The 26,770-nt window shown below is 74.0% G+C and carries 28 protein-coding genes; 8 read left to right on the forward strand and 20 right to left on the reverse strand.

Annotated elements, in window-relative coordinates:
- Positions 1 to 65: 65 nt before the first annotated feature.
- From ACFPBZ_RS16370 to ACFPBZ_RS16390, 5 genes are all read right to left on the reverse strand, one after another.
- Positions 66 to 1,235 carry a zinc-dependent alcohol dehydrogenase gene (locus ACFPBZ_RS16370; RefSeq protein WP_378037145.1) on the reverse strand — a complete coding sequence of 390 codons (1,170 nt, stop codon included), beginning with the start codon at positions 1,233 to 1,235 and terminating at the stop codon, positions 66 to 68.
- Complete coding sequence (locus ACFPBZ_RS16375; RefSeq protein ID WP_378037146.1) at positions 1,232 to 1,678, reverse strand: hypothetical protein; 447 nt, start codon at positions 1,676 to 1,678, stop codon at positions 1,232 to 1,234. Before ACFPBZ_RS16375 ends, ACFPBZ_RS16370 begins: the two co-directional genes overlap by 4 nt.
- A 67-nt stretch (positions 1,679 to 1,745) precedes the next feature.
- Positions 1,746 to 2,180, reverse strand: a complete 435-nt coding sequence (locus ACFPBZ_RS16380) for an STAS domain-containing protein (protein ID WP_378037147.1) — start codon at positions 2,178 to 2,180, stop codon at positions 1,746 to 1,748.
- A gap of 9 nt (positions 2,181 to 2,189) precedes the next feature.
- Positions 2,190 to 3,338 carry a glutathione-independent formaldehyde dehydrogenase gene (locus tag ACFPBZ_RS16385; RefSeq protein WP_378037148.1) on the reverse strand — a complete coding sequence of 383 codons (1,149 nt, stop codon included), beginning with the start codon at positions 3,336 to 3,338 and terminating at the stop codon, positions 2,190 to 2,192.
- Positions 3,339 to 3,393: 55 nt separating this feature from the next.
- Complete coding sequence (locus tag ACFPBZ_RS16390; RefSeq protein ID WP_378037149.1) at positions 3,394 to 3,954, reverse strand: type 1 glutamine amidotransferase domain-containing protein; 561 nt, start codon at positions 3,952 to 3,954, stop codon at positions 3,394 to 3,396.
- A gap of 353 nt (positions 3,955 to 4,307) precedes the next feature.
- Here ACFPBZ_RS16390 and ACFPBZ_RS16395 point away from each other — a divergent pair, with 353 nt between their 5' ends.
- Entirely contained in the window at positions 4,308 to 5,495 is a 1,188-nt protein-coding gene (locus tag ACFPBZ_RS16395; RefSeq protein ID WP_378037150.1) for a glycosyltransferase family 4 protein, read from the forward strand.
- Between the two features lie 31 nt (positions 5,496 to 5,526).
- Here the strand turns inward: ACFPBZ_RS16395 and ACFPBZ_RS16400 are convergent, their stop codons facing one another.
- Positions 5,527 to 7,635 (reverse strand): amylo-alpha-1,6-glucosidase, encoded by a 2,109-nt coding sequence (locus ACFPBZ_RS16400; RefSeq protein ID WP_378037151.1) that lies wholly within the window; start codon positions 7,633 to 7,635, stop codon positions 5,527 to 5,529.
- Between the two features lie 35 nt (positions 7,636 to 7,670).
- Positions 7,671 to 7,937, reverse strand: a complete 267-nt coding sequence (locus tag ACFPBZ_RS16405; RefSeq protein ID WP_378037152.1) for a GlsB/YeaQ/YmgE family stress response membrane protein — start codon at positions 7,935 to 7,937, stop codon at positions 7,671 to 7,673.
- A gap of 363 nt (positions 7,938 to 8,300) precedes the next feature.
- Between ACFPBZ_RS16405 and ACFPBZ_RS16410 the strand changes: the two genes are divergently transcribed.
- Positions 8,301 to 8,549: a hypothetical protein gene (locus tag ACFPBZ_RS16410; protein ID WP_378037153.1), complete on the forward strand. Its 249-nt coding sequence runs from the start codon at positions 8,301 to 8,303 to the stop codon at positions 8,547 to 8,549.
- On the opposite strand, the gene ACFPBZ_RS16415 is transcribed toward ACFPBZ_RS16410, so the two are convergent.
- Together ACFPBZ_RS16415 and ACFPBZ_RS16420 are read right to left on the reverse strand one after the other, a co-directional pair.
- A complete protein-coding gene (locus ACFPBZ_RS16415; RefSeq protein ID WP_378037154.1) occupies positions 8,550 to 9,014 on the reverse strand; it encodes a formaldehyde-activating enzyme in 465 nt (154 codons plus the stop codon).
- A gap of 66 nt (positions 9,015 to 9,080) precedes the next feature.
- Entirely contained in the window at positions 9,081 to 10,211 is a 1,131-nt protein-coding gene (locus ACFPBZ_RS16420; RefSeq protein ID WP_378037155.1) for a zinc-binding dehydrogenase, read from the reverse strand.
- 223 nt (positions 10,212 to 10,434) lie between these two features.
- Between ACFPBZ_RS16420 and ACFPBZ_RS16425 the strand changes: the two genes are divergently transcribed.
- Entirely contained in the window at positions 10,435 to 11,373 is a 939-nt protein-coding gene (locus ACFPBZ_RS16425) for a LysR family transcriptional regulator (protein ID WP_378037156.1), read from the forward strand.
- A 141-nt stretch (positions 11,374 to 11,514) separates the two neighbouring features.
- Positions 11,515 to 11,640: a hypothetical protein gene (locus tag ACFPBZ_RS16430; RefSeq protein WP_378037157.1), complete on the forward strand. Its 126-nt coding sequence runs from the start codon at positions 11,515 to 11,517 to the stop codon at positions 11,638 to 11,640.
- Between the two features lie 48 nt (positions 11,641 to 11,688).
- Here ACFPBZ_RS16430 and ACFPBZ_RS16435 read toward each other — a convergent pair whose 3' ends face one another.
- Both ACFPBZ_RS16435 and ACFPBZ_RS16440 read right to left on the reverse strand, forming a co-directional pair.
- The gene (locus ACFPBZ_RS16435; RefSeq protein ID WP_378037158.1) at positions 11,689 to 12,105 is read right to left on the reverse strand and encodes an acyl-CoA thioesterase; all 417 of its coding nucleotides are present in this window, start codon (positions 12,103 to 12,105) and stop codon (positions 11,689 to 11,691) included.
- Positions 12,102 to 13,115 (reverse strand): DMT family transporter, encoded by a 1,014-nt coding sequence (locus tag ACFPBZ_RS16440; RefSeq protein WP_378037159.1) that lies wholly within the window; start codon positions 13,113 to 13,115, stop codon positions 12,102 to 12,104. The genes ACFPBZ_RS16435 and ACFPBZ_RS16440 overlap by 4 nt, the downstream gene beginning before the upstream one ends.
- A 39-nt stretch (positions 13,116 to 13,154) precedes the next feature.
- Between ACFPBZ_RS16440 and ACFPBZ_RS16445 the strand changes: the two genes are divergently transcribed.
- Positions 13,155 to 13,703 carry a CGNR zinc finger domain-containing protein gene (locus ACFPBZ_RS16445; protein WP_378037160.1) on the forward strand — a complete coding sequence of 183 codons (549 nt, stop codon included), beginning with the start codon at positions 13,155 to 13,157 and terminating at the stop codon, positions 13,701 to 13,703.
- Positions 13,704 to 13,714: 11 nt separating this feature from the next.
- Here the strand turns inward: ACFPBZ_RS16445 and ACFPBZ_RS16450 are convergent, their stop codons facing one another.
- The gene (locus ACFPBZ_RS16450) at positions 13,715 to 15,403 is read right to left on the reverse strand and encodes a flavin-containing monooxygenase (protein ID WP_378037161.1); all 1,689 of its coding nucleotides are present in this window, start codon (positions 15,401 to 15,403) and stop codon (positions 13,715 to 13,717) included.
- Positions 15,400 to 16,383, reverse strand: coding sequence for an alpha/beta hydrolase (locus tag ACFPBZ_RS16455; RefSeq protein ID WP_378037162.1), 984 nt, complete (start codon positions 16,381 to 16,383; stop codon positions 15,400 to 15,402). Before ACFPBZ_RS16455 ends, ACFPBZ_RS16450 begins: the two co-directional genes overlap by 4 nt.
- A gap of 109 nt (positions 16,384 to 16,492) precedes the next feature.
- Between ACFPBZ_RS16455 and ACFPBZ_RS16460 the strand changes: the two genes are divergently transcribed.
- On the forward strand, positions 16,493 to 17,110 hold the full coding sequence (locus tag ACFPBZ_RS16460; RefSeq protein ID WP_378037163.1) for a TetR/AcrR family transcriptional regulator: 618 nt from the start codon (positions 16,493 to 16,495) through the stop codon (positions 17,108 to 17,110).
- Positions 17,111 to 17,132: 22 nt separating this feature from the next.
- Here ACFPBZ_RS16460 and ACFPBZ_RS16465 read toward each other — a convergent pair whose 3' ends face one another.
- From ACFPBZ_RS16465 to ACFPBZ_RS16475, 3 genes are read right to left on the reverse strand one after another with little or no spacing between them, the layout of a single operon-like run.
- Positions 17,133 to 19,097 carry a 3-oxoacyl-ACP synthase III family protein gene (locus tag ACFPBZ_RS16465; protein WP_378037164.1) on the reverse strand — a complete coding sequence of 655 codons (1,965 nt, stop codon included), beginning with the start codon at positions 19,095 to 19,097 and terminating at the stop codon, positions 17,133 to 17,135.
- Positions 19,098 to 19,140: 43 nt separating this feature from the next.
- Positions 19,141 to 20,343: a CaiB/BaiF CoA transferase family protein gene (locus tag ACFPBZ_RS16470; protein WP_378037165.1), complete on the reverse strand. Its 1,203-nt coding sequence runs from the start codon at positions 20,341 to 20,343 to the stop codon at positions 19,141 to 19,143.
- A gap of 5 nt (positions 20,344 to 20,348) precedes the next feature.
- On the reverse strand, positions 20,349 to 21,704 hold the full coding sequence (locus ACFPBZ_RS16475) for an SLC13 family permease (protein WP_378037166.1): 1,356 nt from the start codon (positions 21,702 to 21,704) through the stop codon (positions 20,349 to 20,351).
- A gap of 160 nt (positions 21,705 to 21,864) precedes the next feature.
- Between ACFPBZ_RS16475 and ACFPBZ_RS16480 the strand changes: the two genes are divergently transcribed.
- Both ACFPBZ_RS16480 and ACFPBZ_RS16485 read left to right on the forward strand, forming a co-directional pair.
- Positions 21,865 to 22,533, forward strand: coding sequence for a FadR/GntR family transcriptional regulator (locus ACFPBZ_RS16480; protein ID WP_378037167.1), 669 nt, complete (start codon positions 21,865 to 21,867; stop codon positions 22,531 to 22,533).
- A gap of 78 nt (positions 22,534 to 22,611) precedes the next feature.
- A complete protein-coding gene (locus ACFPBZ_RS16485; RefSeq protein WP_378037168.1) occupies positions 22,612 to 23,178 on the forward strand; it encodes a class I SAM-dependent methyltransferase in 567 nt (188 codons plus the stop codon).
- Between the two features lie 386 nt (positions 23,179 to 23,564).
- Here ACFPBZ_RS16485 and ACFPBZ_RS16490 read toward each other — a convergent pair whose 3' ends face one another.
- From ACFPBZ_RS16490 to ACFPBZ_RS16505, 4 genes are all read right to left on the reverse strand, one after another.
- On the reverse strand, positions 23,565 to 24,383 hold the full coding sequence (locus tag ACFPBZ_RS16490) for a Rossmann-fold NAD(P)-binding domain-containing protein (RefSeq protein WP_378037169.1): 819 nt from the start codon (positions 24,381 to 24,383) through the stop codon (positions 23,565 to 23,567).
- Between the two features lie 111 nt (positions 24,384 to 24,494).
- Entirely contained in the window at positions 24,495 to 25,985 is a 1,491-nt protein-coding gene (locus ACFPBZ_RS16495) for a class I adenylate-forming enzyme family protein (RefSeq protein WP_378037170.1), read from the reverse strand.
- The gene (locus tag ACFPBZ_RS16500; protein ID WP_378037249.1) at positions 25,982 to 26,308 is read right to left on the reverse strand and encodes an EthD domain-containing protein; all 327 of its coding nucleotides are present in this window, start codon (positions 26,306 to 26,308) and stop codon (positions 25,982 to 25,984) included. Before ACFPBZ_RS16500 ends, ACFPBZ_RS16495 begins: the two co-directional genes overlap by 4 nt.
- On the reverse strand, positions 26,308 to 26,724 hold the full coding sequence (locus tag ACFPBZ_RS16505) for a hypothetical protein (RefSeq protein WP_378037171.1): 417 nt from the start codon (positions 26,722 to 26,724) through the stop codon (positions 26,308 to 26,310). Before ACFPBZ_RS16505 ends, ACFPBZ_RS16500 begins: the two co-directional genes overlap by 1 nt.
- Positions 26,725 to 26,770: the final 46 nt, after the last annotated feature.

Here is a 26,770-nt window from a genome sequence, read left to right on the forward strand (position 1 = left end):
CACCCGTCCTACCCCCGGTATCCACGACACCATGAGCAGGACCGGCGGCGGCCCGACCAGGGACCTCAGGGGCGGAAGACGGCCCTCACGCAACCGTCCTGCTTGTTCTTGAACATGTCGTAGCCGCGCGGACCCTCGTCCAACGACATCACGTGGGTGGCCAGGTGGCTGGTCGAGATCTCCCCCCGGGCGAGGCGGTCGAGCAGCATGGGGACGTATCGCTGGCCGTGCTGCTGGGCGCCGCGCAGGGTCAGGCCCTTGTTCATCAGCGCCCCGAGCGGGAACTTGTCGGACAGCCCGGCGAACACCCCCAGGGCGAACACCGATCCCCCCTTGCGGCAGGCCATGATCGCCTCGCGGATCGCGATCGGCCGGTCGTTCTCGAGGCGCAGCTGCTGTTTGACCTGGTCGTAGAGGTAGGCCGGCCCGGTGGTGTGGGACTCCTGGCCGACGGCCTCGATGCACACGTCGGGCCCGCGGCCCCCGGTGCGCTCGCGCAGCTCCGCGCCGATGTCGGTGCTGCTGTAGTCGAGGGTCTCGGCGCCGATGTGGTTCTCGGTCATGGCCAGGCGTTCGGGAATCCGGTCGATGACGACGACCTGCTCGGCGCCGAGCAGCATCGCCGCGCGGGCCGCCATCTGACCGACCCCCCCGGCGCCCCACACCGCGACCGTGTCGCCCGGTCCGACCCCGCCGAGGTGCGCACCCATCCAGCCGGTGGGGACCCCGTCGGAGACGAACAGGGCGGAGAGGTCGTCGACCTCCTCGGGGACCGTGAACGCCCCGTGGTCGGCGAACGGGACCCGGACGTACTCGGCGTGGCTGCCCATGAACCCGCCCATCGCGTGCGAGTAGCCGAAGATGCCGCCCGGGTCGGAGCCCCACAGCCCCTGGGTGATGCCGGGGTTGGTGTTGGTGTTGTCGCAGAGCGACCACAGGTCGTTGTCGCAGTACCAGCAGGTCCCGCAGCCGATGAACGAGACCACCACGACCCGGTCGCCGACCTGGTGCTTGGTGACCTCGGGTCCGACCTCGACGATCTCGCCCATGAACTCGTGACCGATCACGTCGCCGGCCTCCATGGCCGGGACGTAGCCACCGAGCAGGTGCAGGTCCGACCCGCAGGTGACGGTGTAACGGACCTTCACGATGACGTCGTGGGCGTTCTGGATACGGGGGTCGGGGACGCGCTCGATCGCGAGCTGGTTGACGCCCTCCCAGCACAAGGCCTTCACAGTCGCCCCTCTCCCCATGCCCGCGTGGTGGCCGCGCGCAGCAGCTGTCCGGCCGGGCCGGGATGGCTCGACCCCGGGCGGGACGGTTCGACGACCTCACCGCACTCGAGGATCGACTTGGTCTCGCGCAACGCCGCGCGCACCGCGCGGCGTTGCTCGACCGAGCCCCCGTCGGGGGCCGTCGGCCGCGCCGCCAGCTCGGTGCCCTTGTCACCGGGGGCCGGCCGCACGGTCAGCTCGATCTCGCCGCGCATCCGGCTCAGGGGACCGGAGCCGTCCACCTCGGTCCGGACGTCGTCGGGCTGCCGGTAGATCGTGACCACCAGCCACCGGCCCGGAGCGGTCTCCCCGCGAGGAGGCTCCTCCACGGACCCGACCAGCGCCCGGACGGCTCCGATCGCACGATCGGCCCAGTTCGTCGGGTCCATCACCACTCTGCTCATCCGCACTCCTCTCTCGTGGCCGGCGCGACGACCGCGCCGGCCCTGGGACACCAGCCGGCTGCCGGTCTCAGCCCGGGGCATGGCGGTGGACCGCCTCGTAGACGGTGAACGCCTCGGTCAGCGTCGCCTTCTCGAGACCGGTCCCGAACGCCTCCGACGGGTTGCGCAGTTCCACCCGGCACCCTTCGGCGATCCTCCGGCTGCGCACCCGGTCCAGCAGGCGGGCCAGACCCGGCCCGCAGGTACGCACCTCGGAGAGGTCGATGACGAGCTCCCGGGCGCTGAGCTGCCGGACCAGGCGCTCGTCGAGCAGGGCCCGGAGCCGGTCGACGACGCCGCCGTCGACCGTGCCGGCCACCGCCAGGGCCAACCGGCCCGGCCCGAACGAGCGGATCGCGATCACCGGCTCGTCCTCACGGGCCGGTGCCGACGCCACCTCCGCCAGGACCCCCAGCGTCGCCTCGAGGCGCCGCCGTTGTTCCCGGCCCCATGCACTCGTCATGGTGGGAGGTCACGCGGTCTGGTCGGGGTGGAGGACGACCTTGGTCCAGCCGTCCTCGCGGGCGTCGAAGCGCTTGTAGGCCTCCGGGGCACCGTCGAGGGGCAGGTCGTGGGACACGATCCAGGAGGGCTTGACCTTGTCCGCGGCGATCAGGCTGCGCAGGTGGCGGTTGTAGCGCTTGATGGGGGCCTGCCCGGTGCCCATCTGCTGGCCCTTGAACCAGAAGTTGCCGAAGTCGAAGCGGGCCTTGCCCTGCTGGGACAGCTCGTCGGGGCCCCCGGGGTCCTGGGGGACGAACACCCCGACGGTGCCGATGCCGCCGGTGAACCGCACCGAGGACACCAGCTTGTTCAGGGTGTCGGCGTTGTCCTCGTTCCCCTGCGGGTCGTGCGCCTGGTAGCCCACGCACTCGCACCCGCGATCCGCGCCCCGGCCCTTGGTCAGTTCCATCACCTGGTCGACGGGCGAACCCTGCGAGTCGTCGATCGGGATCGCGCCGATCTGTTCGGCCAGCCGGAGCCGGTCGGGATGGCGGTCGACGACCATCACCTGGGCGGCGCCCCGGGTGACCGCCGAGAGCGCGGCCATCAGCCCGACCGGGCCACCGCCGTAGATGACGATGCTCTCGCCCGGCTTCATGCCGGACATCTCCACCGCGTGCCAGCCGGTGGGGAAGATGTCGGAGAGCATGACGTAGTCGTCCTGCTTCTCCCGGGCGTCCTCGGGCAGGCGCAGGCACTGGAAGTCGCCCCACGGGACCCGGAGGTACTCGGCCTGGCCTCCCGGCCAGGGACCCATGTCGGCGAACCCGTAGGCCGCTCCCGCCAACCCCGGCTCGTTCGCGCGCAGGCAGTAGTTGGTGAGGCCGTGCTCGCAGTTCTCGCAGTGCCCGCAGCTGACGTTGAACGGCGCGGACACCATGTCGCCGACCGCGATCTTGTCGACGGCGTCCCCGACCTCGACGACCTCGCCGAGGTTCTCGTGACCGAAGATGCGGCCCTGTTCGAAGTCGGTGCGCCCCTCGTACATGTGCAGGTCCGAGCCGCAGATGTTCGTCGAGGTGATGCGCACCAGGACGTCGGTGGGCTTCTCGATCCGGGCGTCGGGGACGTCATCGACGCTCACCTGGCGCGGCCCGTGGTAGACGAGTGCCTTCATGGTCGTGTCCTTCTCTCTGGAGCGGGTCTCGGGACCGGACGGAGTCCGGGAGGGCTCAGGAACTGAGCGCGGGGGCCGCGGCGAACTGCTCGACGATCGCGGCGCAGAACGCGGCCATGTCCTGCGGGCCACGGCTGGTCGTGAACTGGCCGTCGACGCAGACCTCCTCGTCGACGACCTCGGCGCCGGCGTTGCGCAGGTCGGTGCGGATGCTCGGCCACGACGTCAGCCGCCTCCCGCGCACGCAGTCGGCCTCCGCGAGGGTCCACGGGCCGTGGCAGATCGAGGCGACCGGCTTCCCGCTCTGCACGAACACGCGCACGAAGTCGACGGCGTCGCGGTCGGTGCGCAGCTGATCGGGATTCATCGTGCCCCCGGGCAGGAGCAGCGCGTCGTAGTCGTCCACCGAGGCGTCGCCGACCCGGCGGTCCACCGTGAACGAGCCCGCCGGATCGAGGTCGAACTGTCGGGCGGCGATCTCGCCGTCGTGGATCGACAGCAGCTCGGTCCGGGCGCCCGCGCCGTAGAGCGCGCCGCGCGGCGCCTCGAGCTCCACCCGCTCGACTCCGTCGGTGGCGAGGATCGCGACCGTGAGGCCGCGTAGGTCGTCCGTCATGGAATCTCCAGGGGTTGCCGGTCCGATGTCGTGCGGGGCGAGGTATAGCGCCGACGGCGACGCCACGGACCGGGCTCCGGACGATCCCGTGCGCCCGGGGGGACGCCGCGACGGCGATTCCGACCCGTCGGGTCGAGGTGGTCCCGGACGACCGGGGTCGCCCGCCGGCCGCACGTCGATCTCGGCGGGACCGGGCCGCCACGCGCCCGCCCGCGGTCGACGCCGGAGGGCTCGGCCCGGCGGGAGGGGCGCCACCACGCGGATGTGACCTGCCGAGCCGAAGCCCGGCAGGCCGGGGGCCTGCACCGTGGCGGAGCAGCGGACGAGGGTCGTCGACGGTCGAGGAGCACGCGGTGGGCGGACGGGCGGAGACGGATCCGGCGGCGGACGCGATCGATCCGGCACCGACGCCGGAACGCACCACGGTCCTCCGGCGGCCCCCGACCGTCGGACCGCTCCGGACCACCGACGAGGAGCCCGCCGACGGCCCGCTCCGCGTCGCCGTCGTCGCGCCGCCCTGGCTGGAGCTCCCGCCCGACGCCTACGGCGGCGTGGAGTCGGTGTGCAGCGACCTCGTGGACGCCCTGGTCGACCGCGGCGTCGAGGTCACCCTGCTGGGTCCGGGACGCCACGGGACCACCGCGGCCTTCCGCCCGACCGGCCCGGTCGCCGACCCCCGGGGGATGGGCCGGGCGCTGCCCGAGGTGGAGCAGGCGGCCCGGCTCCCCGGGCTGCTGGCCGACCTGGCCGTCGACGTGGTCCACGACCACACGCTCGCGGGGCCGCTGGTCGGCGCGGCGCACGGGCTCCCCACGGTGGTCACCGCGCACGGGCCGGTGCACGGCGAGATGGGCGCGTACTACCGGACCCTGTCCGCCCGCGCCTCGCTCGTCGCGCTCTCGCGCGCCCAGCGCGAGCAGCTCCCGTCGGCCCGGTGGGCGGCGACGGTGCCCAACGGGGTCCGCCCCGACCGGTTCCCGTTCCGCGCCGCCAAGGGCGAGTACGCCGTCTTCCTCGGGCGGATGAGCCCGGACAAGGGCCCGGTGTGGGCCATCGAGGCCGCCCGCGCGGCCGGCGTCCCCCTGCTCATCGCGGCCAAGTGCCGGGAGGATGCCGAGGTGCAGTACTTCGAGCACGCCGTGGCACCGCTCCTCGGCGGTGACGTGGAGTGGATCGGCGAGGTCGGCGGCAGGAGGAAGGTCGAGCTCCTGGCCGATGCACGCTGCCTGCTGTTCCCGATCGACTGGGAGGAGCCGTTCGGCCTCGTGATGATCGAGGCCATGGCCTGCGGCACCCCGGTGGTGGCGTTGCGTCGCGGTGCGGTGCCCGAGGTGGTCGAGCACGGACGCACCGGCTGGGTGTGCGACCGGCCGTCCGAGCTGGCCGTCGCGCTGCTGCGGACCCACGAACTCGACCCGGGGGCCTGCCGCGCGCTCGTCGAGGACCGGTTCTCCGCCGCCGCGCTCGCCGCCGGCTACGAGCGCGTGTACCGCCGGATCGCCGCGGCCGCCCGACCGGTCGTCTCCCGTCCGGCCTCCTGACCTCCCGGTCGGCACGGGAGGTCGGGAGTGGTCAGGCGCGACCGGGCGGCGACGGGGTCGGGACCACGTGCGGCGGCAGCCCGTGCACGTCCCAGCCACGGGTGTCGACCTCGAGGCCCAGCCGCGCCCCCGCCAACGGCAGGTTGCCCACGTGCAACGGGAGCATCGCCGCCGGGAGGGCCGGGTCGAGACCGAGCCGGCCCCGCGGCAGGTCGGGGTGGAACCGCAGCAGGGTCCGGACCAGCGACACGGGTGTCGCCGCCGCCCACGCCTGCGGCGAGCACGACGTGGGGTAGGGCACGGGAACGGGGAACTCGTCGCGGTCGAACCCGCAGAACAGTTCGGGCAGGCGCCCGCCGAAGGCGCGGGCGGCGTCGAGCACCCCCAACGCCACCTGCTGTGCCTCGGCCACGAACCCGTAGCGCATGAGCCCCGCGGCCACCAGCGCGTTGTCGTGCGGCCAGACCGAGCCGGTGTGGTAGCCCATGGGGTTGTAGGCCCCCATGTCCGAGGCGAGCGTCCGGACCCCGAACCCGGTCCACATCGTCTCGCCCACCAGGTGACGGGCCACGTCCGCCGCCCGCTCCGGTGGCACGATCCCCGACCAGAGACAGTGGCCGATGTTGCTGCCCAGCGCGTCCACCGGACGCTTGTCCCGGTCGAGCGCCATGGCGTACCACCCCCGGTCGGGCAACCAGAAGCGCGTGTCGAACCGGTCGCGCAGCACCGCGGCGCGCTGCCGGTGGTCGGCCGCGGTCGCCGGGTCGTCGACCGCCTCCGCGAGCTCGGCGCGGGCGAGATGGGCCGCGTACACGTAGCCCTGCACCTCGGCCAGGGCGATCGGCGGCTCGGCGATGCGCCCGCCCGACGTGGTCACCCCGTCGAAGGAGTCCTTCCAGCCCTGGTTGACCAGACCCCGGTCGGAGGCGCGCCGGTACTCGACGAAGCCGTCGCCGTCCCGGTCGCCGTAGCGCTGCACCCAGGCCATCGCCCTGTCCGCCGCGGGCAGCAGCTCACGCAGCTCATCGTCCGCCAGACCCCAGCGGTGCAGCTCACCCAGCAGCACCACGAACAGCGGGGTGGCGTCGACCGAGCCGTAGTAGGCCGAGGAGCCGACCCGGCTCACGCTCCCCTCCCGGCCGCAGCGGACCTCGTGGACGATCCGGCCGGGCTCCTCCTCGGTGAGCGGCTCGACCCGGCGGCCCTGCAGGTCGGCGAGCATGCGCAGCGTCCCCAGGGCGAGCTGCTGGTCCAGCGGCAGCGCCATGAGTCCGGTGAGGAGCGAGTCGCGACCGAAGAGCGCCATGAACCACGGTGCCCCCGCCGCGACGACCCGGCGGTCGGGGTGGGAGTGGTCGACGATCTGCAGCGCGCCGAGGTCCTCGGAGCTGGCGTGCAGGGTCGTCTCGAGACCCGGGTGCGGCGTCCCGGCCACCGGGGCCGACAGCCGCCAGCGGGCCATCCGTCGGGCGGCCTCGCCCTCCGGGCACGTCTCGTCCCGGGGCGGCAAGGTGTCGTGCGGTCCCAGCGCGACCCCGACGACCCACCGGGTCGTCCACGTCGCCCGACCGGGGACGAGGACCGTGTGCCGGAAGGTCGTGCCCGTCACGTCCGGTTCGCCCTCGCCGGCGATGCGCACCCGTGGCCGGTGCGGCGAGGACGACAGGACGAAGGTCACCGCGTGGTCCTCGTCCTCGCTCGCGACCCGCGGGCGCCGGTCGACGCGGCCCTCCTTGACCTCGAAGAGGTCGGCGAAGTCGGCCTCCACGTCGAGCTCGACGGTCAGCCCGGCCGCCTCCGCGGACAGGTTCCGGATGCTCAGCTCCTCGACCATCCCGTCACCCACCCTGCGGGTGCGCTCCACCAGGATCGTCGCGTCGGTCCGGCCCTTCCGCGGCGGCGTGCGCCCGAGGAAGCCGGCCCGGAAGCGTTCGCCCTCGAGGACGCCCAGGGGCTCCACCGGATCGCCGTCGATCCGCAGCCGCCACCCGGACACCACGCGGGTGTCGTCGACGAAGAGCCCCTGCACCCCGCCCGGGACCACGTCCCCGCCGGCCGTGGAGAGGCAGAAGGACGATCCCGCGACCAGCGTCGTCGTGCCCCCGTCGCCGCCCACCCGCGGCGGCGCCTCGTCGGACACCCCGCCACCCGACGAGGCCGATGCCCCCGGCACCCTCACGTGCGGGCGTGCCGTCTCGTCACCAGGCGGTAGATGCCGAGGACGATCAGGGAACCGAGGAGCGCGAGCACCCAGGTCCGCAGGTCGAAGAACCCGCCGAGGTCGGTCCCGAAGATCAACCGGCCGACGAAGCCGCCCAGCAGAGCACCGACGATCCCCAGCAGGATCGTCAGGACGATCCCGCCGCCGTCGTCACCGGGCATGACCAGTTTGGCCAGCGCCCCCACCACGAGTCCCAGCACGATCCACCCGATGATTCCCATGATCGCTCCCTCGCCACGCACCCGAACCGTCCGACCCACGGGAACCGCCCTGCCGGAACCCGACAGCGCCTCTCGCGGAGCGGCCCACGATCCGCCGCGCACGCCTCGGTCGTCGCGGTCACGCGGGGACGAGATCGACCGACGGCGCTCGCTCTGACGGTGCGAGGCAGGCGGTCGGCCCGTCGCCCCGGCCGCCCCTCGTGGATCGGCGGGGTCCCGCGATCCGGGCCGATTCCGCACCCCGGTCCCTGCCGTGAGCGGCTCGGCCGCGCGACGGCGGGCTGCCTACCTTCTCCGTCACCCGGGACCGACACCGGCCCGGTCCTTCCCGGGCTCACGAGCAGCTGATCGAGAGGAACGCCGATGCGCGACCACGCCCGACCCGACGCTCGTCCCCGCCGCACCCGGACTCCGACCCGTCGCGGATCGCACCACCGGGCACTCGGCACGACGGAACCCGACGTCCATGGGAGCGCCGCCCGCGTCGCCTGCGCCCATCTCGCCGCCGGCGCCCTCACCGACGCCTACTTCGCCCTGCTCACCGCCCGCGACCAGCTGTGGGAGCCCCGGCAGGGGTGGCACGAGGTGCTGACGTCACGCCGCGACCGGTGATCACCGCCCTCCGTAGAAGGGGTGCCGGACCGCGTCCCGGTCCCGGACCATGTGCTCGGCGACCTCCGGGTCCCGGCCGGTCGCGGCCTCCCGGACCGCCGTCGCGGTGGCCACCCGCGCCGCGGCGCAGACGGCGGTCTCGTCCTGCGCCGCGGCGTCGAGCCACAGCGACACCAGGACGAGCGTGTCCTGGTCGGCCGCCACCGCGCCCGCGGCGACGGCGTCGAGGACCCCGCGGGCGACGCCCGCCCCGCACGCCCCGAAGACGAGCCGCTCGTGGCGCTCGTCGACGGGCGCGGTCTTCGCGACGACGACCGTGGGCGGATACAGGGTCCGGTACTCCTGCTGGGTCGCCCCGACGCTCGCGAGGACCGGGGTGAACCCGGCGGAGGGGCCGGTGAACGCGGTCGCGATCGCCGCCGCGGTGGGACTGCCGCGGCGCGCGAGCAGCACGTTGACGTGCACGCCGTCGGGACTCGCCCCTCCCCAGCCCTGCGCCAACCGACCGTCGAGGTCCCGGGCCGCCACGGCTCAGGCCGCCAGTGCGACGGCGTCGGCGCGCACGCCGAGGCCGGCCAGGTGCTCGTCGAACACGACGACGCCGCGGGTCAGCCGGCCCTCGCGCAGGTCGGCGAAGGCGTCGTTCATCCCCTCGAGCTCGTAGGACCTCGTGATCATCCGGTCGAGCGGGAGGCTCCCGGCGAGGTACTGGCGCAGGATCGTCGGGATGTCGACGCTCGGGCAGGACGAGCCGTAGAGACTGCCGGTGACGATCTTCTCCTCGCGGACCAGCTCGGGCCCGGGCAGCGAGGGGCGGGCCCGGGAGTCGGGCATGCCCACGCACACGATGGTCCCGCCGGGCACGGTCGCGGCGAACGCCTGGGCGAGGACGCCCTCCGCGCCGGCGGCGTCGATGGCGTGGTCGACGCCGCCGCCGGTGATCTCGCGGATGCGCTCCACCAGGTCGTCGCCGGGCGCCAGCAGGTGGGTGGCCCCGAACACCCCGGCCTCCTCGAGCTTCGCGACGACCGGGTCGACCACGAGAATCCGCTCGGCGCCGCTGAGGCGGGCGGCCATCACGGCGCTGAGTCCGACGCCCCCGGCACCGAAGACCGCGACCGACGAGCCCGGCGCCACCCTCGCCCGGTTGATCACCGCGCCGTATCCGGTGAGCACACCGCAGCCGACGAGGCTCGCGACCGCGAGTGGCACCCGCGGGTCGATCCGGATCGCGCTGGAGGCCGGGACGACGGTGTGCGTGGCGAAGGTGGAGAGGAACGAGTAGTGGTTGACCGGCTGCGCCCCGCGGTGCAGCCGGACGGTGCCGTCGAGCAGCGTGCCGGCGAGCAGGGCCGGGGCCGCGGCCGTGCACAGCACCGGGCGGCCCGCGGTGCAGTGCCGGCAGACCCCGCAGCTCGGCATCCAGGACAGCGCCACGTGGTCGCCGACGGCGACGTGGGTGACGCCCGCCCCGACCTCCTCGACGACCCCCGCACCCTCGTGCCCGAGGACGCAGGGGGCGGGCGAGGGGATGCGGCCGGTGTGGGTGTGCACGTCGGAGGCGCAGACCCCGGTGGCCGCGAGCCGCACGAGGACCTCGCCGGTCCGGGGACCCGAGAGCTCCAGGGAGACCGTCTCGAGCGGTTCGTTCGGGCGGGTCATGAGAGATGCGGTGATCTCCACGAGGACGGGTCCCTTCGGGGGAGGAGGGCCGCGCGCAGCGGACACGGGAGTGCCCGGGCACGGGTACGGGGGACGTCGGGGACGGGGCGGTGGGCCGGGCACCGCGTCGCGGTGGGCCTGCCCCTCCGACGGCTCCGAGTCTGCGCGAGGGTCGCCGTCGACGGCAGTGAGACCTGCTCCCGCTGTGCTTCAGTATCGCTTCATGCCGCTCGACCCCCACCGGCTCCTCGTCCTGCGCGCGGTCCACCGCACCGGCAGCGTCCAGGCCGCGGCCACCGCCCTGCACCTCACTGCCTCCGGGGTCTCCCAGCACCTCACCCGGCTCGAGGCCGAGGCCCGGATCCCGCTCGTCGACCGGACCGAGCGCGGCGGGGGGCGCAGTGTCCGGCTCACCGGGGCCGGGCTCGCGCTCGCCCAGCGCGCCGACGACGTGGCCGTCGCCCTGGCCGAGGCGCAGCGCGAGGCCGACCGGCTGCGCGAGGGCACCACCGGCATCGTCCGGATCGGCGGGTTCGCCACGGCCCTCGGACACCTCGTGGTCCCGACGCTGCAGCAGCTGGCGATCACCGACGCGGCCCTGCGCGTCCAGGTCATCGAGGTGAACGCCCGGGAGGGCACCAACCTGCTCCGCGCCGGCGACCTCGACCTGCTCCTCGGGGAGCGCTACGTCCAGACCACCGGCCCCGCGCCCCCGCCGTACCCGGGCCTCGTCGAGAACGAGCTCTTCCGCGAGTCGTTCCGCATCGTGCTCCCGGAGCTGTGGCCGGTCCCCGGGAGCCTCGAGGAGCTGCTGGCCGGGACCTGGGTGACCTCCCCGGCCGGGCACGCACCCCGGCAGATGCTCGACCGGCTCCTCACCCAGCACGGCGTGACGCCGGGGGCGCAGCACGTCTGCACCGAGTCCCAGACGATGCTCGCCCTCGTCGCGGCCGGCCTCGGCGCCGCGATCGTCCCCGACCTCACCCTCGCCTACCTCAGCACGGAGGGGGTGACGGTCTACCCGGCGTCGGTGGACGTCGGGTCCCGCATCCTCACGGTCACCGGTTCCCGACGGGAGCAGTCGGCCTCCGCGCCGCAACGGTTCCTCACCGCCCTGCGCGAGATCATCGGCCGGACCACGTCGTCGGGGATCACCGGGTGACCCGCCGCCCGGTCCGGCGTGTGCCCGCCGGTGCGCGGTGGGCACCCGCGCCCGGCGCGGCAGCCAGCCCGCGCCGTCGTCGGGACCGTGTCCGCGGCCCGACCCCGCTCCACCCGGAGGTGCGTGATGGACCCGACGTCCATGGGACGACAGACCGAGGCCGAGGACGGCGACTCCTCGGCGACCCTGGAGGGCGCCCTCGAGGAGGACCCCACCGCCGGTGACCTCGACGAGGACGGCGACTCCTCGGCGACGACCGCGCCCTGACGCCGGTCCCGGCCCCGGCACCCGCCGGGGCCGGACGGCCCGGCTCGATCAGCCGAGCTGCAGGGTCTCCAGCGCCGCGCGACGGTCACCCTCGATCGGGACCGTCTCCTCGCTCGACCGGTCGATGAACGCCTGCGTGAAGCTGCCTTCGAAGAAGAGCTCGCCGTCGCCGCGGCGCATCCCCAGCTCGAAGCGCACGCTCGACCGCCCGATCTCCCCGACCCGGAGCCCGACCGAGACGACGTCCGGGAACCCGGCCTGCGCCCGGTACTCGCAGTGCACCTGCTTGACGAGCCCGACGGTGTCGCCGTCGTGCGGGTCGAGGCAGCCGTTCTCGATCATCCACCGGTTGACGACGCTGTCCATGATGTCGTGGTGCACCACGTTGTTCAGGTGCCCGTAGGTGTCGTTGTCGTTCCAGCGGGTCGTGACGTCCTGCCAGTGCACGTACTCGTCGTCGCTCACGCCGCCCGTGATCGGCGTTCTAACCCCGCCCGCAAACCCCGCCCCGCCCGCGAACCCCGCCCCGTCCGGACGACGCCTCCCCGGGCGATCGTCCTCTCGGACCGGCTGACCAGCCCGACCCCGACGGCCGCCAGCGCCACCCCGGCGAGCGCCGCGAGGTGCAGCGGCTGACCGAGCACCGGGACCGCGAGCAGCGCGGTGACGGGTGGGACGAGGAAGAGGCTGCTGGTGGCCCCCGCGCCGGGGCGGCGCCGGAGCAGGACGAAGAACAGCAGCAGCCCACCCACCGAGTTGACGACGGCGAGCCAGACGACGGACCCGATCGCGGTCGGCGTCAGTGGCAGCGCGAACCCCCCGGTGGCGGCCGCGAGCGGCACGGCGACGATCGTCGCGGCGCCGATCTGGATCGTCGTGCCGGTCCGCAGGTCGGCCGCGGCGGGCGCGTGCTTCTGCAGCAGGGTGCCGCCGACGAAGCCCGCGAGGCCGACGACGACCAGGACGACCCCGGCCGTGCGCGCCCCGCCGGAGAGTTCCGTGCCCACCGCGGCGACGACCCCCGCGAATCCCAGGGCGAGCCCCACCCACCCGGCGGGTCGCAGCCGCTCGCCGTCGAACGCGACGGCGGCGAGGGCGATGACCAGCGGGCTCGCGCTCACGATCACCGAGGCGAGGCCCGCGGACACGCCGAGCGAGAGGCCCACGTAGATGCCCGTGAACTGCACGTCGAGCAGGAGCACCCCCGCCGCCGCGGGCCGCACCCAGTCCCTCACCCGCGTCGGCCAGGGAGCCCGGGTCGCGAACGCGATCGCCCCCATCACGGCGGTCGCGAGCAGGAAGCGCCAGAACAGCAGGGTCAGTGGCGGGCTGGCGCTCGTCCCCAGGTCGCCGACGAGGTAGCCGCTCGTCCAGATGAGCACGAACCCGGTCGCGAGGGCGAGACCGACGAGGCGGCCCGAGCTCACCCGGGGTGGAGTGACCGCGGCGTAACAACTGGAGGTGTTACTCGACATGGCGAGGAACGTAACAGGTCGATCCGTTACGATGAAGACGTGCGACCGAACCCCGCCCAGCGCTTCGACACCGGCGCGGTCTGGCTCGATCTCCTCGCGACGGTCGGCAGCGCGTACGGGCCCGACCCGGTCGACCGCATGGGCAGCGTCGAGCTCCTCGTGCAGTGGCTCGAGCACGAGGGCCTCTCCCCCGTGGCCCCGCCGGGTCCCGACGACGTCGTCCGCGCGCGCGAGCTGCGCGAGCTGCTCCGTCCGCTCGGGCTCGCCGCGGCCGCGGGCCGCGCTCCCGATCCCGCCCACGTCGACGCCCTCAACGCGGTCCTCGCGCGGGACACGCCGATCCGGCTGACGGCCGGACTGGCGGCGGAACCCCCGGCGACGGCGGCCGACGCCCTCACCCGCGTCGCGCGGCAGGCCGCCGAGCACCTCGCCGGCCCGACCGCCGCCCGCCTGCGGACCTGCGACGACCACGACTGCGCGATGCTCTACGACGACGTCACCGGACGCCGCCGGTGGTGCTCGGCCGCGGTCTGCGGCGTCCGCCACCGGGTCCGCGCGCACCGCAGCCGGGCCGCCGGCGGTGAGTGAGCCGGCGGGACCTACGGCGTGGCGGCCGCCGCGGTGAGCTCCTCCGACGACGGCGCGGGCTCCGGCGGGGCCTGCGGCGGCGGCACGGGGTCGGCCCCGTCGAGCCGGAACCCGACGTAGCCACCGTCGGCGACGTGGGAGCAGATCTGCTTGTAGGTGTTCAGCCCGCCGACCCACATCATCAGCTTGCGGGCCTTGCCCTCGATGTTGCCGCCCGTGTACCAGGACGCGACCTCGCGGTGGAACGTGTAGCCGCCGACCGCGTCGACCTGCTGGTCCCACTGCTGCTGCGCGGCGGCGTCGGCCTCGATCGTCGTGACGCCGGTGCGCGTGAGGTGGGTCAGGCAGTCGGCGATCCACTCGACGTGGTGCTCGATGGAGCGCATGACGTTGGTCAGCGCGGTGGCGCTGAGCGGGCCCGTGACGGTGAACAGGTTGGGGAAGCCCGCGGTCGCCAGGCCGAGGTAGCTCAGCGGGCCGTCGGCCCACTCCACCGCGAGGTCGGCACCGTCGCGGCCGCGGATGCCCATGCGGGTCAGCGGGCCGGTCATGGCGTCGTAGCCGGTCGCCATCACCAGGGTGTCGGCCGGGTACTCGCCGGCGTCGGTGCGCACGGCGTGCTCGGTGATCTCGACGATCGGTTCCCGGCGCACGTCGACGAGCTCGACGTTCTCGCGGTTGAACGTCTCGTAGTAGTCGGTGCCCACGGTGGGCCGCTTCGAGGCGATCGGGTGGTCGTGCGGTTCGAGGCGCGCGGCGACCTCGGGGTCGTGCACCGTCTCCCGGATGCGCTCGCGGACGAACTCGGCGACGACCTCGTTGGCCTCGCGCGAGGTGACGACGTCGGCGTAGGTCCCGACGAACTCCGTGCCGCCGGCCTGCCAGCGCCGCGCCAGCTCGGTCTCGCGCTGCTCGGGGGTGTCGTCGAACGCCGCGCGGCCGGTGCCGGAGGTGTAGTAGCCCGCCGGCGTGATGTCGGCCTGCTCGCGGATGAACGCGCGGTCGAGCTGGGCGTGGAAGATCTCCCGGGCGGTCAGCGGCCGGTTCCGCGCGGGGATCACGTAGTTCGCGGTGCGCTGGAAGACCGTGGTGTGGGCCGCGTCGGCCGCGATCTCGGGGATCGCCTGGACCCCCGACGACCCGGTGCCGATCACCGCGACCCGGCGTCCGGTGAAGTCGACGCCCTCGTGCGGCCAGTGCCCGGTGTGCAGGACCTCGCCGGCGAACCGGTCGAGCCCGGGGACGCGCGGGGTGTTCGACGCCGAGAGCAGACCCACGGCCGCGACGACGAAGCGGGCGCGGGTGCCGCGGCCGTCCTTCGTGCCCAGGGCCCAGGTGCGGTCGTCGTCGTCCCACTCCACCGACGTGACCTGGGCGTCGAAGCTGATGTCGCGGCGCAGGTCGAGGCGGTCGGCGACGAACTCGGCGTAGCGCAGGATCTCGGGCTGGGTGGCGAACCGCTCGCTCCACGCCCATTCGCGGTGGATGTCCTCGGAGAACGAGTAGCAGTAGTCGACGCTCTCCACGTCGCAGCGCGCGCCGGGGTAGCGGTTCCAGTACCAGGTGCCGCCGACGTCGCCGGCCGCCTCGAAGACGTGGCAGCTCAGTCCCCGCTCGCGCATCAGGTGCAGGGTGTAGAGCCCGGCGAAGCCGGCCCCGACCACGGCGACGTCGACGCTGCTCGGGACCTGGTCGCTCATCGCGCCTCCTGCCGGTGGGGGTGGCGCGCGACGAGGCGGTCGCGCAGCTCGGCGACCACCTCGTGCAGGGCCTGGGGCGCCGACCGGCACACGCCGGGCAGGCTCATGTAGCCGTGCGGCATCCCGACGTACTCGGTCATCCGCACCGGCACCCCGGCGTCGCGGAGCGCCTCGGCGTAGCGCACGCCGTCGTCGCGGATGGGGTCGTGCTCGGCGACCTGGACCAGCGCGGGCGGCAGCCCGGTGTGGTCGTCCGCGAGCAGCGGCGACGCGCGGGGGTCGAGCGCCACGGCCTCGTCGTCACCCAGGTAGTGGCCGCGGAAGGCGCGGACCTCGTCGGTGGAGAGCACCGGCGCCTCGGCGTTCGTCGTCAGCGACGGGCTCGCCAGGGTGAGGTCGGTGGCCGGGTAGATCAGGATCTGGCTCGCGATCGCCGGGCCCGAGCGGTCGCGGGCGAGCAGCGAGACCACGGCCGCGAGGTTGCCGCCGGCGCTGTCGCCCATCACGGCGAGCCGGTCCGTGTCGACGCCCAGCTCGGCGGCGTGCTCGGCCACCCAGCGGGTCGCCTCGTAGCAGTCCTCGACGGCGGCCGGGAAGCGGTCGGTGGGCGCGAGCCGGTAGTCGACGGAGACCACCACGGCGTCGAGGTCGGCGCTGACGCCCGAGCAGAGCCAGTCCCCGCCCTCCACCGAGCCGAGCGTCCAGCCCCCGCCGTGGAAGTTCACGACGACGGGCCGGCTCGCCCGCGGGGTGCCGCTGGGCCGGTAGATCCGCAGGCGCCGCCGGCCCCCGGAGAGGTCGACGACCCGGTTCTCGACGTCGACCCCGGGGCGACGGCGACCGAACAGCCGCGCGAGCAGCGCGGGCGGGGCGCCCTGCTGCTGGGCCTTCTCGATGTCCGCCGGCGTCATCGACGAGATCGAGGCGGCCCGCCGCATCGCCCGTCCGAGCAGCCGCACCCTGCGGTCCAAGGCCACCATCCCGGTGCGCCTCCCTCACCTCGTCGTGTGACCCACGACGCTAAGATGGACACTCTGTCTGGTCAATGGGCACGACGACCTGCCACGGGGCGCGGCTACGATCCGGCCCGTGGGCGAGGCGGGCGGGACGGTGTCGCTGCGCGGTCAGCAGCGCGCGTACACCCGCGAGCGCCTCGTGCGCGCCGGGGCGGAGATCTTCGAGCGCAAGGGGTACGCCGCCGCGACCGTCGACGACATCGTCGGCGCCGCCGGGGCCAGCCGGGCGACCTTCTACCTGCACTTCCGCACCAAGGCCGACGTGGTGATCGAGCTCAACGGGCGCCTGGCCGTGGAGGCCCGGGCGTTCTACGCCGAGCTCGACGAGGTGCTCGCGGGCGGGTCGCGCGAGGCGATGCGCGACTGGATGGCCCGCGCCCTGGCGTGGATGGAGACCAACCGCGCGGTGATGACCGCGCCGGAGAGCGCCGCGGCCTTCGCCGGGCCCGAGTCGTTCCGCGCCGTCGACGCCTTCGTCGCCTGCATGCCCCGCTGGCTCGCGCGGTGGCCCGAGCGGCGACGCCACGAGGCGCGCACCCGGATCGCCCTGCTGACCAACCAGTTCCGGGCCGCGCTCGCGTTCCGCGTGCCCGTCGACGGCGAGGACGCGGAGTTCACCGCCGACGACGTGCTCGACGCCATGACCGACGTCTGGCTCGCCGGCCTGCAGCCCCCCGACGACGGGCCCTGACCGGGGGCTGCCGGCGTCCCGCTCAGCCGAAGGCGGCCTGCACGTGGTCCGAGGAGGGCGTCCCGTCGTCGGGCTGCGGCGACTCCGATCCCACCTCGCGGGCGGACGACTCGGGCGCGACGACCGCCGGGTCGACGGTCATCACCGCGTAGCCGCCGACCGCGCCCGCCCCGAACCCGGGAGCGAAGACGCGCACGGGCTCCGTGATCACGCCGTCGGTGACGGCGTCGACCAGGGCCAGCGGGATGGAGGCGGCCGAAGTGTTGCCGACCGTGGCGATGTTGAAGTAGAGCTGCTCCGGCGACAGCCCGGCGGAGCCCGCGAGGCCCACCACCATGGTCTTGTTGGCCTGGTGCGGCACGACGAGGTCGATGCCGTCCAGCAGGGTGCCCGCCCGCCCCTCGGGAGCGGGCTGGTCCCGGAGCTCGTCGATCATCTGCTGCAGGTAGCGGCCGGCGAGCGAGCGCACCTCGGGGCCGTAGACCGTGATGTTGTTGTCGAACTCGGGGTTCGGCCAGATGATCGAGTTGACCTCGCTGACGGGGCCGCCGGCGTAGGTCTGGAGCACCTCGACGTCCGACCGGCCACCGTCCTCGACCGGGCCGACGACCATCGCCGCGGCGGCGTCGCCGAAGATCATGCGGGACGTGCGCACCGAGCCGATCTTGTCGGAGAACTTCTCGCCGCAGATCAGGAGCACCGGCCGGCGGACCTCCTGGAGCAGCCGCGTCGCCTCGGAGAGCCCGTAGGGCAGCCCGGCGCACGCGGCGACGATGTCGCAGGACGCGTGCGTCTGGTGCATCCCGAGCTGACCGGTCAGCCACGTGGCCACCGAGGGGATGAGGCGGGCGCTCGTGCAGGTGCAGAACAGGACGGCGCCGATCTCCTCGGGGCGACGCCCGGAGTGCTGCAGCGCCGCCTCGGCCGCCTGGAGGGCGAGGTCCTCCAGCGGGCGCTCGGTGTAGACGCGCGACTCGATGCCGGTCTTGTCGACGATCTCCTGCGCCGACATCGGCGACCAGCTGTAGGCCGAGTTGCGGATGAGGTCGTCGTTGGTACACAGGTGCTCGCCCCGGACGGCGGCGAGCGCCTCGATCCGCGGGAGGACCTCGAACTGCTCGGCCACCCGGACCGGCGGGTAGGGCCGCACCGGGGGCGTCGCCTCGATGTCCCGCGACCGCCCGAACCGGCGTCGCCGGGTGGCGGGGGCCGGACGGGACGCCCGGCGGAGGAAGTCGAGGACGTGGTGGTCGCGCGGGTGGAAGACCACCACGTAGTCGTCGTCGTGCAGCTCGCCGACCGGCACCAGGGACGTCTCGCTGCGCTGCCAGGGGTACTGGTTGTGCAGGACCATCGACCACCGGTCGAGCGCCTCGAGCTCGGCGACGTCCTGGCTCGCGTCGAGGATCTCCTGCTGGGCGTAGACCGGGTAGTTCGGGTCGTAGGACGCCAGGCGGTAGGTGAGCTGCTCGGGGACGACGAGGGCCTGGGCGACCGTCGGCTTGATCGCCGGCAGCTCGGTCGCGTGGAAGCGGCGCGAGCGCCAGACGTCGAACAGCACGGCGAAGATGCGGTCCTCGGCGGCCTCGTCCCAGGTCGCCGGCAGCGCACCGTAGGCGTTCTGCACGGCGGCGGCCTTGCGGTCGGCGTCCTCCCACGGGGTGAGCACCGGGAGGAACACGTCGTCCCGGTGGCGCGGGACGTCGCGCCAGCGCGTGGGGCGCTTCTCGTACATCGTCATCGCGAACCGGTTGCTCCAGAACAGGTTCAGCGCGACGTCGCGCATGAGCTCGTAGCGGGAGCCGTAGTGGCTGCCCAGCTCGATCCGCCGCAGGATCTCGGTGCCGCTCGGCGCCTTGTCCTCGAAGTCGCGGCGGATCACGGCCGACAGCTGGTCGAGGTCGTCGAGGACGGTGAAGTCGAGCTCGGGCAGGAAGTTCGACGGGAAGACCATCCGCCCGTGGCTGTTCATGACGAAGGGCTGCACCGCAGCCTCCTCTCGAGGTCGGGGACGTGGGCGGGCACCGACGTCAGGAGTCGGCGAGCCACTCGCGGATGGCGGTGCCGTCGGCGTCGAGGACCGGGGGCGCGACGTGGCCGGTGCGGGTGGTCTCGTCGCCCGTGGGGTCGAAGAAGCGCAGCGGCGGGCCGGCGAGCTGCACCGTCCCGAGCGTCTCGTGCTCGACGTCGACGAGGAGCCCCTGGCTGCGGGTCTGCTCCCACGCGTAGACCTCGTCGATGGTGCGGACCTTCCCGGCCGGGACCCCGTGCTCGTCGAGGTGGGCCAGCAGCTCCGGGGCCTCCCACCGGGCGAACACGTCCTCGACGAGGGCGACCAGGCGCTCGTGGGCCGCGACCCGCTCCCCGTTGGTCGCGAGGCCGGGGGTCGCGGGATCGATGTCGAAGGCGCCGCAGAAGCGCCGCCACAGCCCCTCGCTGCCCACCGCGATCTGCACGGCGCCGTCCGCGCAGCGGAACAGTCCGTACGGCGCGATCGACGCGTGGTGGTTGCCCTGGGCGCGCCCGACCTTGCCGGCGACGGTGTAGCGGGTGGACTGGAAGCCGTGGACCCCGACGACCGCGGCGAGCAGGGAGGTGCGGACCACCGTGCCGACGCCGGTGCGGTCCCGTCCGCGCAGCGCGGCCAGCACGCCGTAGGCGCCGTACATCCCGGCGAGCAGGTCGGCGATCGGGGTCCCGACCTTCTGCGGGTCGTCGGGGCCGGACCCGGTCAGCGACATGAGCCCGGCCTCGCCCTGCGCGATCTGGTCGTAGCCCGACCGGCCGCCCTCGGGGCCGTCGTGCCCGAACCCGGTGATCGAGAGGATCACCAGGGCCGGGTTGACCGCGTGGAGCGCCTCGAAGCCGAGACCGAGCCGGTCGAGCACCCCGGTGCGGAAGTTCTCGACGAGGACGTCGGCGCGCCGGACGAGGTCGAGGAGGACCTCCCGGTCGGCGTCGGCCTTGAGGTCGAGGGCGATCGACTCCTTGTTGCGGTTGGCCGACAGGAAGTAGGTGGACTGCCGGTCCGCCGGGTCGGAGGTGCCGGGGGGCTGGACGAAGGGCGGGCCCCAGCCCCGGGTGTCGTCGCCCGTGCCGGGCACCTCGATCTTGATGATCCGGGCACCGAGGTCGCCGAGCATCATGGTCGCGTGGGGGCCGGCCAGGGCGCGGGACAGGTCAACCACGAGGGTCCCGGCCAGGGGGCCGGCGGAGTCGTCGGTCATCGTCATGCCTCTCAGATCCAGCCGGGGACCACGAGGGCGGCCCAGGCGACGAGGGGTCCGACCAGCGTGACCAGCACGCTGTATCTCAGGACCTGGCCGTAGTAGGCCTCTTCGGTGATGGTGTCGGGGCGGTTGGCGACCATGAGGGCGCCGTTGGTGGAGAAGGGGCTGACGTCGACGATCGTCGAGGCGATCGCGAGGGCCGCGACCACGGCGACGGCGCTGACGTTGCCCGTGGCGATCAGCGGGACGGAGATCGGCACGATGATCGGGAGCAGCGCGGTCGACGACGCGAACGCCGAGGTGATGCCGCCGACGTAGCAGAGGACCAGCGCCCCGATGAGGACCGTGCCGAGCGTGGCGGCCCAGGTGCCGACCGCCTCGGGGGCGCCCGCCTCGTTCAGGATGGTGGCGAACGTGCTGACCCCGGCCACCAGGAGGACCGTCGGCCACGCGATCTGCTTGATGGCGCCCTTCTGCTCCTTCGGGAACAGCGCGGTCAGCACGACGGCCGCCGTGATCGCGGTGAAGCCGATGTTCTTCTCGAACACGAGCGCGACGAACGCGACGATGGCGAAGGCGACGAGGGTGATGACCTGGTCGAGCAGCCGGCGCCGCGTCGTCGTCGTGCCGGTCGCCTCCGCGGTGGCGACGCCGCCGGCGGGCGTCCTGGTGCCGGTGGTCGTCGTGCCGGTGCCGTCGTCCGGGGCGTCGTCCTCGGACCCGCGGTCGTCGTCGAGCTCGTCCCTGCTGAGGCGCCGCGACCAGAGGCTGCGCCCGCCGAGGGTCAGGAAGAGCGCGACGGCGATCACCAGGTTGAACAGGAAGCTGGCCAGGAACACGACGACCGGGCTGACCGGCAGGCCGTTCTCCGCCATCACGGAGTTGGTGATGACGCCGTAGATGCTGATGGGCGAGAAGCCACCGGCCTGGGCCCCGTGCACCACGAGCATGCCCATCATCAGCGGGCTGATCCGGTAACGACCGGCGAACCCGAGGGCGATCGGGCCGATGATGGCGCAGGCGGCGGGACTCGCGGCGCCGATCGCGGTGAGCAGGGCGGTGACCCCGAACATCACCCAGGGGATGAGTGCCACCCGGCCGCCCACCGATCTCACCGCCGCCCGCACGATCAGGTCGACGGTCCCGTTGTTGCGGGCGATCGCGAACAGGTACGTGACCCCGACGAGGGTCAGGATCAGGTCTCCGCTGATCCCCCCGATGATCTCCCTCTCGGAGAGTCCGAGGGAGTACATCCCCACCAGCCAGGCGGCGACGAAGCCCAGGGCTCCCATGTTGATCGGCAGCACGGTGCCGACGACGAACAACGCGACCAGCGCGATGATCGAGACGAGCTCAGGTGACATGGCGGGACCTCGGATCCGGGGCCCGCGGGCCCGGGTGGTGGTTCGACGGTGAGCCACGGCGGGGGCGACTGGCTCGTTGGCTCAGTGGCCTAGCCAATAGCAGTGTGAACCACTGTGTCAATAGACTCGGGGCATGGCAGCCGGCGACACCCTCCGCCCCGTGACCCGACCACGTCTCTACGAGCAGGTCGTCGCGCAGATCCAGTCCTGGGTCACCGACAACGGGCTGCAGGTCGGCGACCACCTCCCGCCCGAGCGGGAGCTCGCGACCCGGCTGGGCGTCAGCCGGGCGACCGTCAGTCAGGCCCTCGTGGCCATGGAGGTCGCGGGCCTCGTGTCCGTCCGCCACGGCGACGGGGTGGTCCTCGTCGAACCCGTCGGTTCGACGAAGGTCGTCAACGCGCTGCGCCGCCACGCCCAGCAGCTCCCCGAGATCATCGAGGCGCGCGACGCCCTCGAGACCAAGCTCGCCGGCCTCGCCGCACAGCGCCGCACCGACGCCGACCTCGCGGCCATCGACGAGGCGCTCGAGGTGATGGAGCGCGACGTGGCCGCGGGCGGCCGGGGGGTCGAGGGGGACGAGCGCTTCCACGCGGCGGTGACCGCCGCCGGCCACTCCGGTCTGCTGGCGCGCCTCATGGCCGAGATCAGCGACCTGATCCGGGAGACGCGGATCGCGTCCCTGTCGCAGCCCGAGCGTCCGGCCGACTCCTTGCACGGGCACCGGCGGGTCGCCGAGGCGATCCGCGCGGGCGACGCGGAGGGGGCCGCGCGGGCCATGCAGGAGCACGTCGTGATGGTCAGCGACGTCGCGATGCTGCGCGACTGATCCTCCGGTGACCGGGCGGGGTGGAGCGGGACGGCCCCGCCATGCTGGTGCGGACCGGTCGACGAGAGGCGGACACCCGTGAACGACGAACACCTCCGGCTGTGCGCGAGCGCCGAGTGGGCGGCCCTGGTGCGGGACGAGCTCCTGCCCTGGGTCCTCGGCGACGAGGACCTCGGCGAGGACCTGCTCGAGCTCGGTGCGGGCCCGGGCCTGGTCACCGACCTGCTGGTCGACCGCGCCGCCCAGGTCACGGCGGTCGAGATCGACCCCGACCTCGCGACCGCCCTGGAGGCGCGCATGGCCGGGCACGCGGTGGAGGTGGTCACGGCGGACGCCACGGCCCTGCCGTTCGCCGACGACCGCTTCTCGGCCGTCGCGTGCTTCACGATGCTGCACCACGTCCCCACCCACGCGCTCCAGGACCTCGTGCTCGCCGAGGCCGCGCGGGTGCTGCGCCCGGGCGGGTTCCTGATGGGCACCGACGGGCAGGACACCCCGTCCCGACGCGCCCTGCACGTCGGCGACGTCTTCGCCCCGTCCGAGCCGGCCGACCTGGAGCGGCGGCTCCGGACCGCCGGCTTCGTCGACGTCACCGTCGAGAGCAACGGCGACCGCTTCCGGTTCCGCGCCGCCGTCCGGGCCTGACCTGGTCGGGCCTCAGCCGGCTCCGGCGACCGCCCGCGCGGTCGCCCGGAACGCCGTGACCGCCGGTCGCTCGTCGCCCTCGCGGGTGGCGACCGCGACCTCGCAGGGCCGCCCGCCACGGGGCGGTAGCGGACCCCGGGGTGCGGGAAGTAGCGGGCCGCGGGAGCGGCGTGCAGGCACACGAGCCCGGTGGCGGCGACCGCGCCGGGCACCGCGGCCGGTGAGCGTTGCGGCGCGCACACGGTCAGCCCGGACGGCGGTCCGTCCTGCGGGCATCCCACGCCGCAACCCATGATCAACGGACCCTCACGGGTCTCCCCGGCCCCCTCCGAGCGACGTGAGGGCCTGTTGATCACGGGGCCGGGCTCTTCGCGGCTGCCGGCCGGTCAGCCCAACGCCCCGAGCGCGGCCTGCTCGACCGCCCAGTCCGTGAAGGCGCGGGCGGGCCGGCCGAGCAGGCGGGGGACGTCGTCGCTCACGCCGTTCATGTGGCCCTCGGCCATGACGGTGAACAGACCCACGAGCTCGCGGACCGCGAACTCGTCCACGCCCTCGGCACGCAGCTCGGCCGCGTAGTCGTCGGGGGCCACCGCCTCGTACCTGATCTCCCCGCCGGACGCGGCGGCGAGGACGTCGACGGCCTGCTCGAACGTCAGCACGTCCGGGCCGGTCAGCTCGTAGGTCCGGTCCTCGTGCCCGTCCTCCGTGAGCACCCGCGCGGCGACGGCCGCGACGTCGACCAGGTCGACGAAGGAGTCCGCGATCCCTGTTCCGGGCAGCGCGAGCCGTCCGGCGCGCACGCCCGGGGTCTGCACGTCCTCGGTGAAGTTCTGGGCGAAGTTCGACGCCCGCAGGATCGTGCCGCGCCCCGTGGCGAGGACCGCCCGTTCCGTCACGGCCATGGTGTCGCCGAAGTGGCCGGCGAAGTGCTCGAGCCCCCGGCCCGAGATCATCACCAGCCGTTGCACGTCGGCAGCGACCGCCTCGTCGACGAACGGCTTGATCGGATCGGGGTCGGCGAACGGGGCGACGACGTACACCGCGTCGGCGCCCACGACCACGCCGCGCCACGTCGCCGGCTCGTCCCAGTCGAACCGCACCGGGCCGCGCCGCCCGGCCACGCGGACCCGGTGGCCCGCCACCCGCAACGTCGACGCGAGCCGCCGCCCCGACTTGCCCGTCCCCGCCAGTACCGCGATGTCCATGACCCGAGCCTGGGCGGCCGAGGCGCCCGCGCCCATCGTCGGGACTCCAGGACGCCTACGCGATCGTCCACCGCGCCTCGGTCCGACGGCGGGGATCGGCGAGGACCCCACCTACGCCCGGGCCCCCTCGCGCATCTCGTGGGCCATGCGCGCGGCGTCGGCGCGGGAGAGCTTGCCGACCCGGTTCTGCGGGAGCGTCCCCACCCGGAACACGTACTCCGGCCACTTGCCCTTGGTCAGGCCGAGGTCGCCGAGGTGGCGCTGCAGCTCCGGGAGCTCCAGGTCGTCCCGGTCGGTGACGACCAGGACGGCGACCCGCTCCCCGAGCACCTCGTCGGGCACCGGGACCACGCAGACCTGGTCGACGTGCGGGTGCCGGGCCACGGCGGCCTCCACCTCGGAGACGTCGATGTTGCGGCCCCCGCGGATGATGATCTCCTTCTCCCGGCCCCGGATCGAGGCGGTGCCGTCGGGCGCGATCTCGACGAGGTCGCCGGTCGGGAGGAAGCCGTCGTCGGTCAGGGCGGGCGGGACGACCTCGCCGGCGCGGGCGTAGCCGACGAAGAGCGACGGCCCGCGCACCTGCGCCCGGCCGGTCGAGCCCGGGGGCAGCGGCTCCCCGGCCTCGTCGACGGCCCGCAGCTCGGTGCCGGGGAAGGGCGTGCCGTCGGTCCCGAGCCGGACCTCCGCGGCGTCGCCGGGCAGGGAGGTGGTGTGCCCGAGGCACTCCGACATGCCGAACACCCGCAGGAACCGGGTACCGAGACGCTGCTCGGCCCGGCCGAGGGCGCCGGCGTCCATGGGGCCGCCCCCGACGGTCATGGCCGTCATCGCGTGCAGCTCGCCTCCGCGGCGGGCCGCGGCACCCATCTGCAGCGCCATGGTGGGCACGCACATCGTCCACCGCGCGTCGTACTCGGCCATGAGGTCGACCGCCCCGGCCGCGTCCCAGCGGTCCAGCAGGAGGACGCGGCCGCCGAGCAGGAGCGGCAGGTAGAGCCCGAAGCAGACGGCGGCGGCCGAGGACAGGGGGACGAGGGCGGCGACGGTGTCGCCCGGGCGCAGGCCGGAGGCGTCGATCGTGGCCCGGCCGGCGTAGCGCAGGGCGTCCTCGGTCTGGACGACGCCCTTGGCCCGGCCCGTCGATCCCGACGTCAGGCCGATGACCGCGCCGCCGCGCCAGCGCTCCGCGGGGCGGGCCGGGCGGGCCGCGAGGTGCCAGCCCTCGAGGGCCTCGCCGTCCACGGGCCGGTGCTCCGGGAGCGCCAGCTCCGCGGAGACGGCGGGCGAGACGACGACGGCGTCCGGGTCGACGTCCTCGCACGCCGCGACGAACTCCTGGCGCGTGGTGTGGTGGCTGATCAGGGCGAGGGTGCCGTCGAGCCGGCCGACCGCGAGCGCCGCGACGACCGTCCGGACCGAGTTGTCGGCCTGCACCATCAGCGTCGGACGGGGTCCCGTGCGGGCCCGGAGCTGCGCCGCGAACTCGTCGGCCCGCGCCAGGACGGTCGCGAGCCGGTGCGGCCCGTCGGCGTCCACGGCGACGACGTCGTCGGGCGCGTCGGCGGCCCGCCGGTCGAGGTCGGCGACCAGCTGCCTCATCGCCCGTCCCGGAACATCTCGCGTTCGTCGCCGAGCAGGGCGATCCGCTTCCCGCGCATGGAGCCGACGTGGCTCACGGCCGCGGCCCACTCGTCGCTGGCCAGCGCCGCGCGCGCGGCCTCCTCGTCGTCGAAGGTGAGGACGGACAGGCCGTCCCAGCCCTCCGAGCGCGGTTCGAGGGCGCTCGAGACGGCCGTGTGCCGCCACGCCCGGAGACCGGGCAGGGGGTAGGTCATCTCGGCGTGCTCGCCGCGCCACCAGGAGATGAACTGGTCGTGGGTCCACTCGGGGGGACGCGCGGCCAGCAGGACCAGGTTGAACATCATCGACTCCTCGGGGTGTCGGTACCGGTGGCCTCGACGTCGAGCTCCGGCGAGCGGCCGATCATCAGGTCGGTGACCCGCCCGTCCGGGCCCAGCCTCGCGGCGGCGACGAACGTCGACTCGAACTCGCCTGCCCGGCGGGCCTGCCCGAGGACGAGCTCGTCCGGGCCGACGGTCGAAGCGCTGAGGACGTGGTGCGTCAGGACGCCCTTCTCCCGCTGCGCGAGGTAGCCCTCCATCGCCTCGCGTCCCCCCGCGAAGTCGCGCGCGGCCCCGCCGCCCGTCCCGAAGACGATCGAGAAGCGGAAGCCCGGGGCGATCATGTCGAGGATGTCGTCCGGCGCGTCCCCGTCCAGGCTGGCGAACCAGCGGCGGAGGAAGGGCGCCGTGGTCCCGGGCGGGCTGTCGGTCGTCATCCCGGCCGTCCTCTCTGACGGTGTAGCAAGTTGAGCTGACTTCACT

It is taken from the genome of Actinomycetospora atypica, from assembly GCF_042653685.1.
GTDB classification, from domain to species: domain Bacteria; phylum Actinomycetota; class Actinomycetes; order Mycobacteriales; family Pseudonocardiaceae; genus Actinomycetospora; species Actinomycetospora atypica.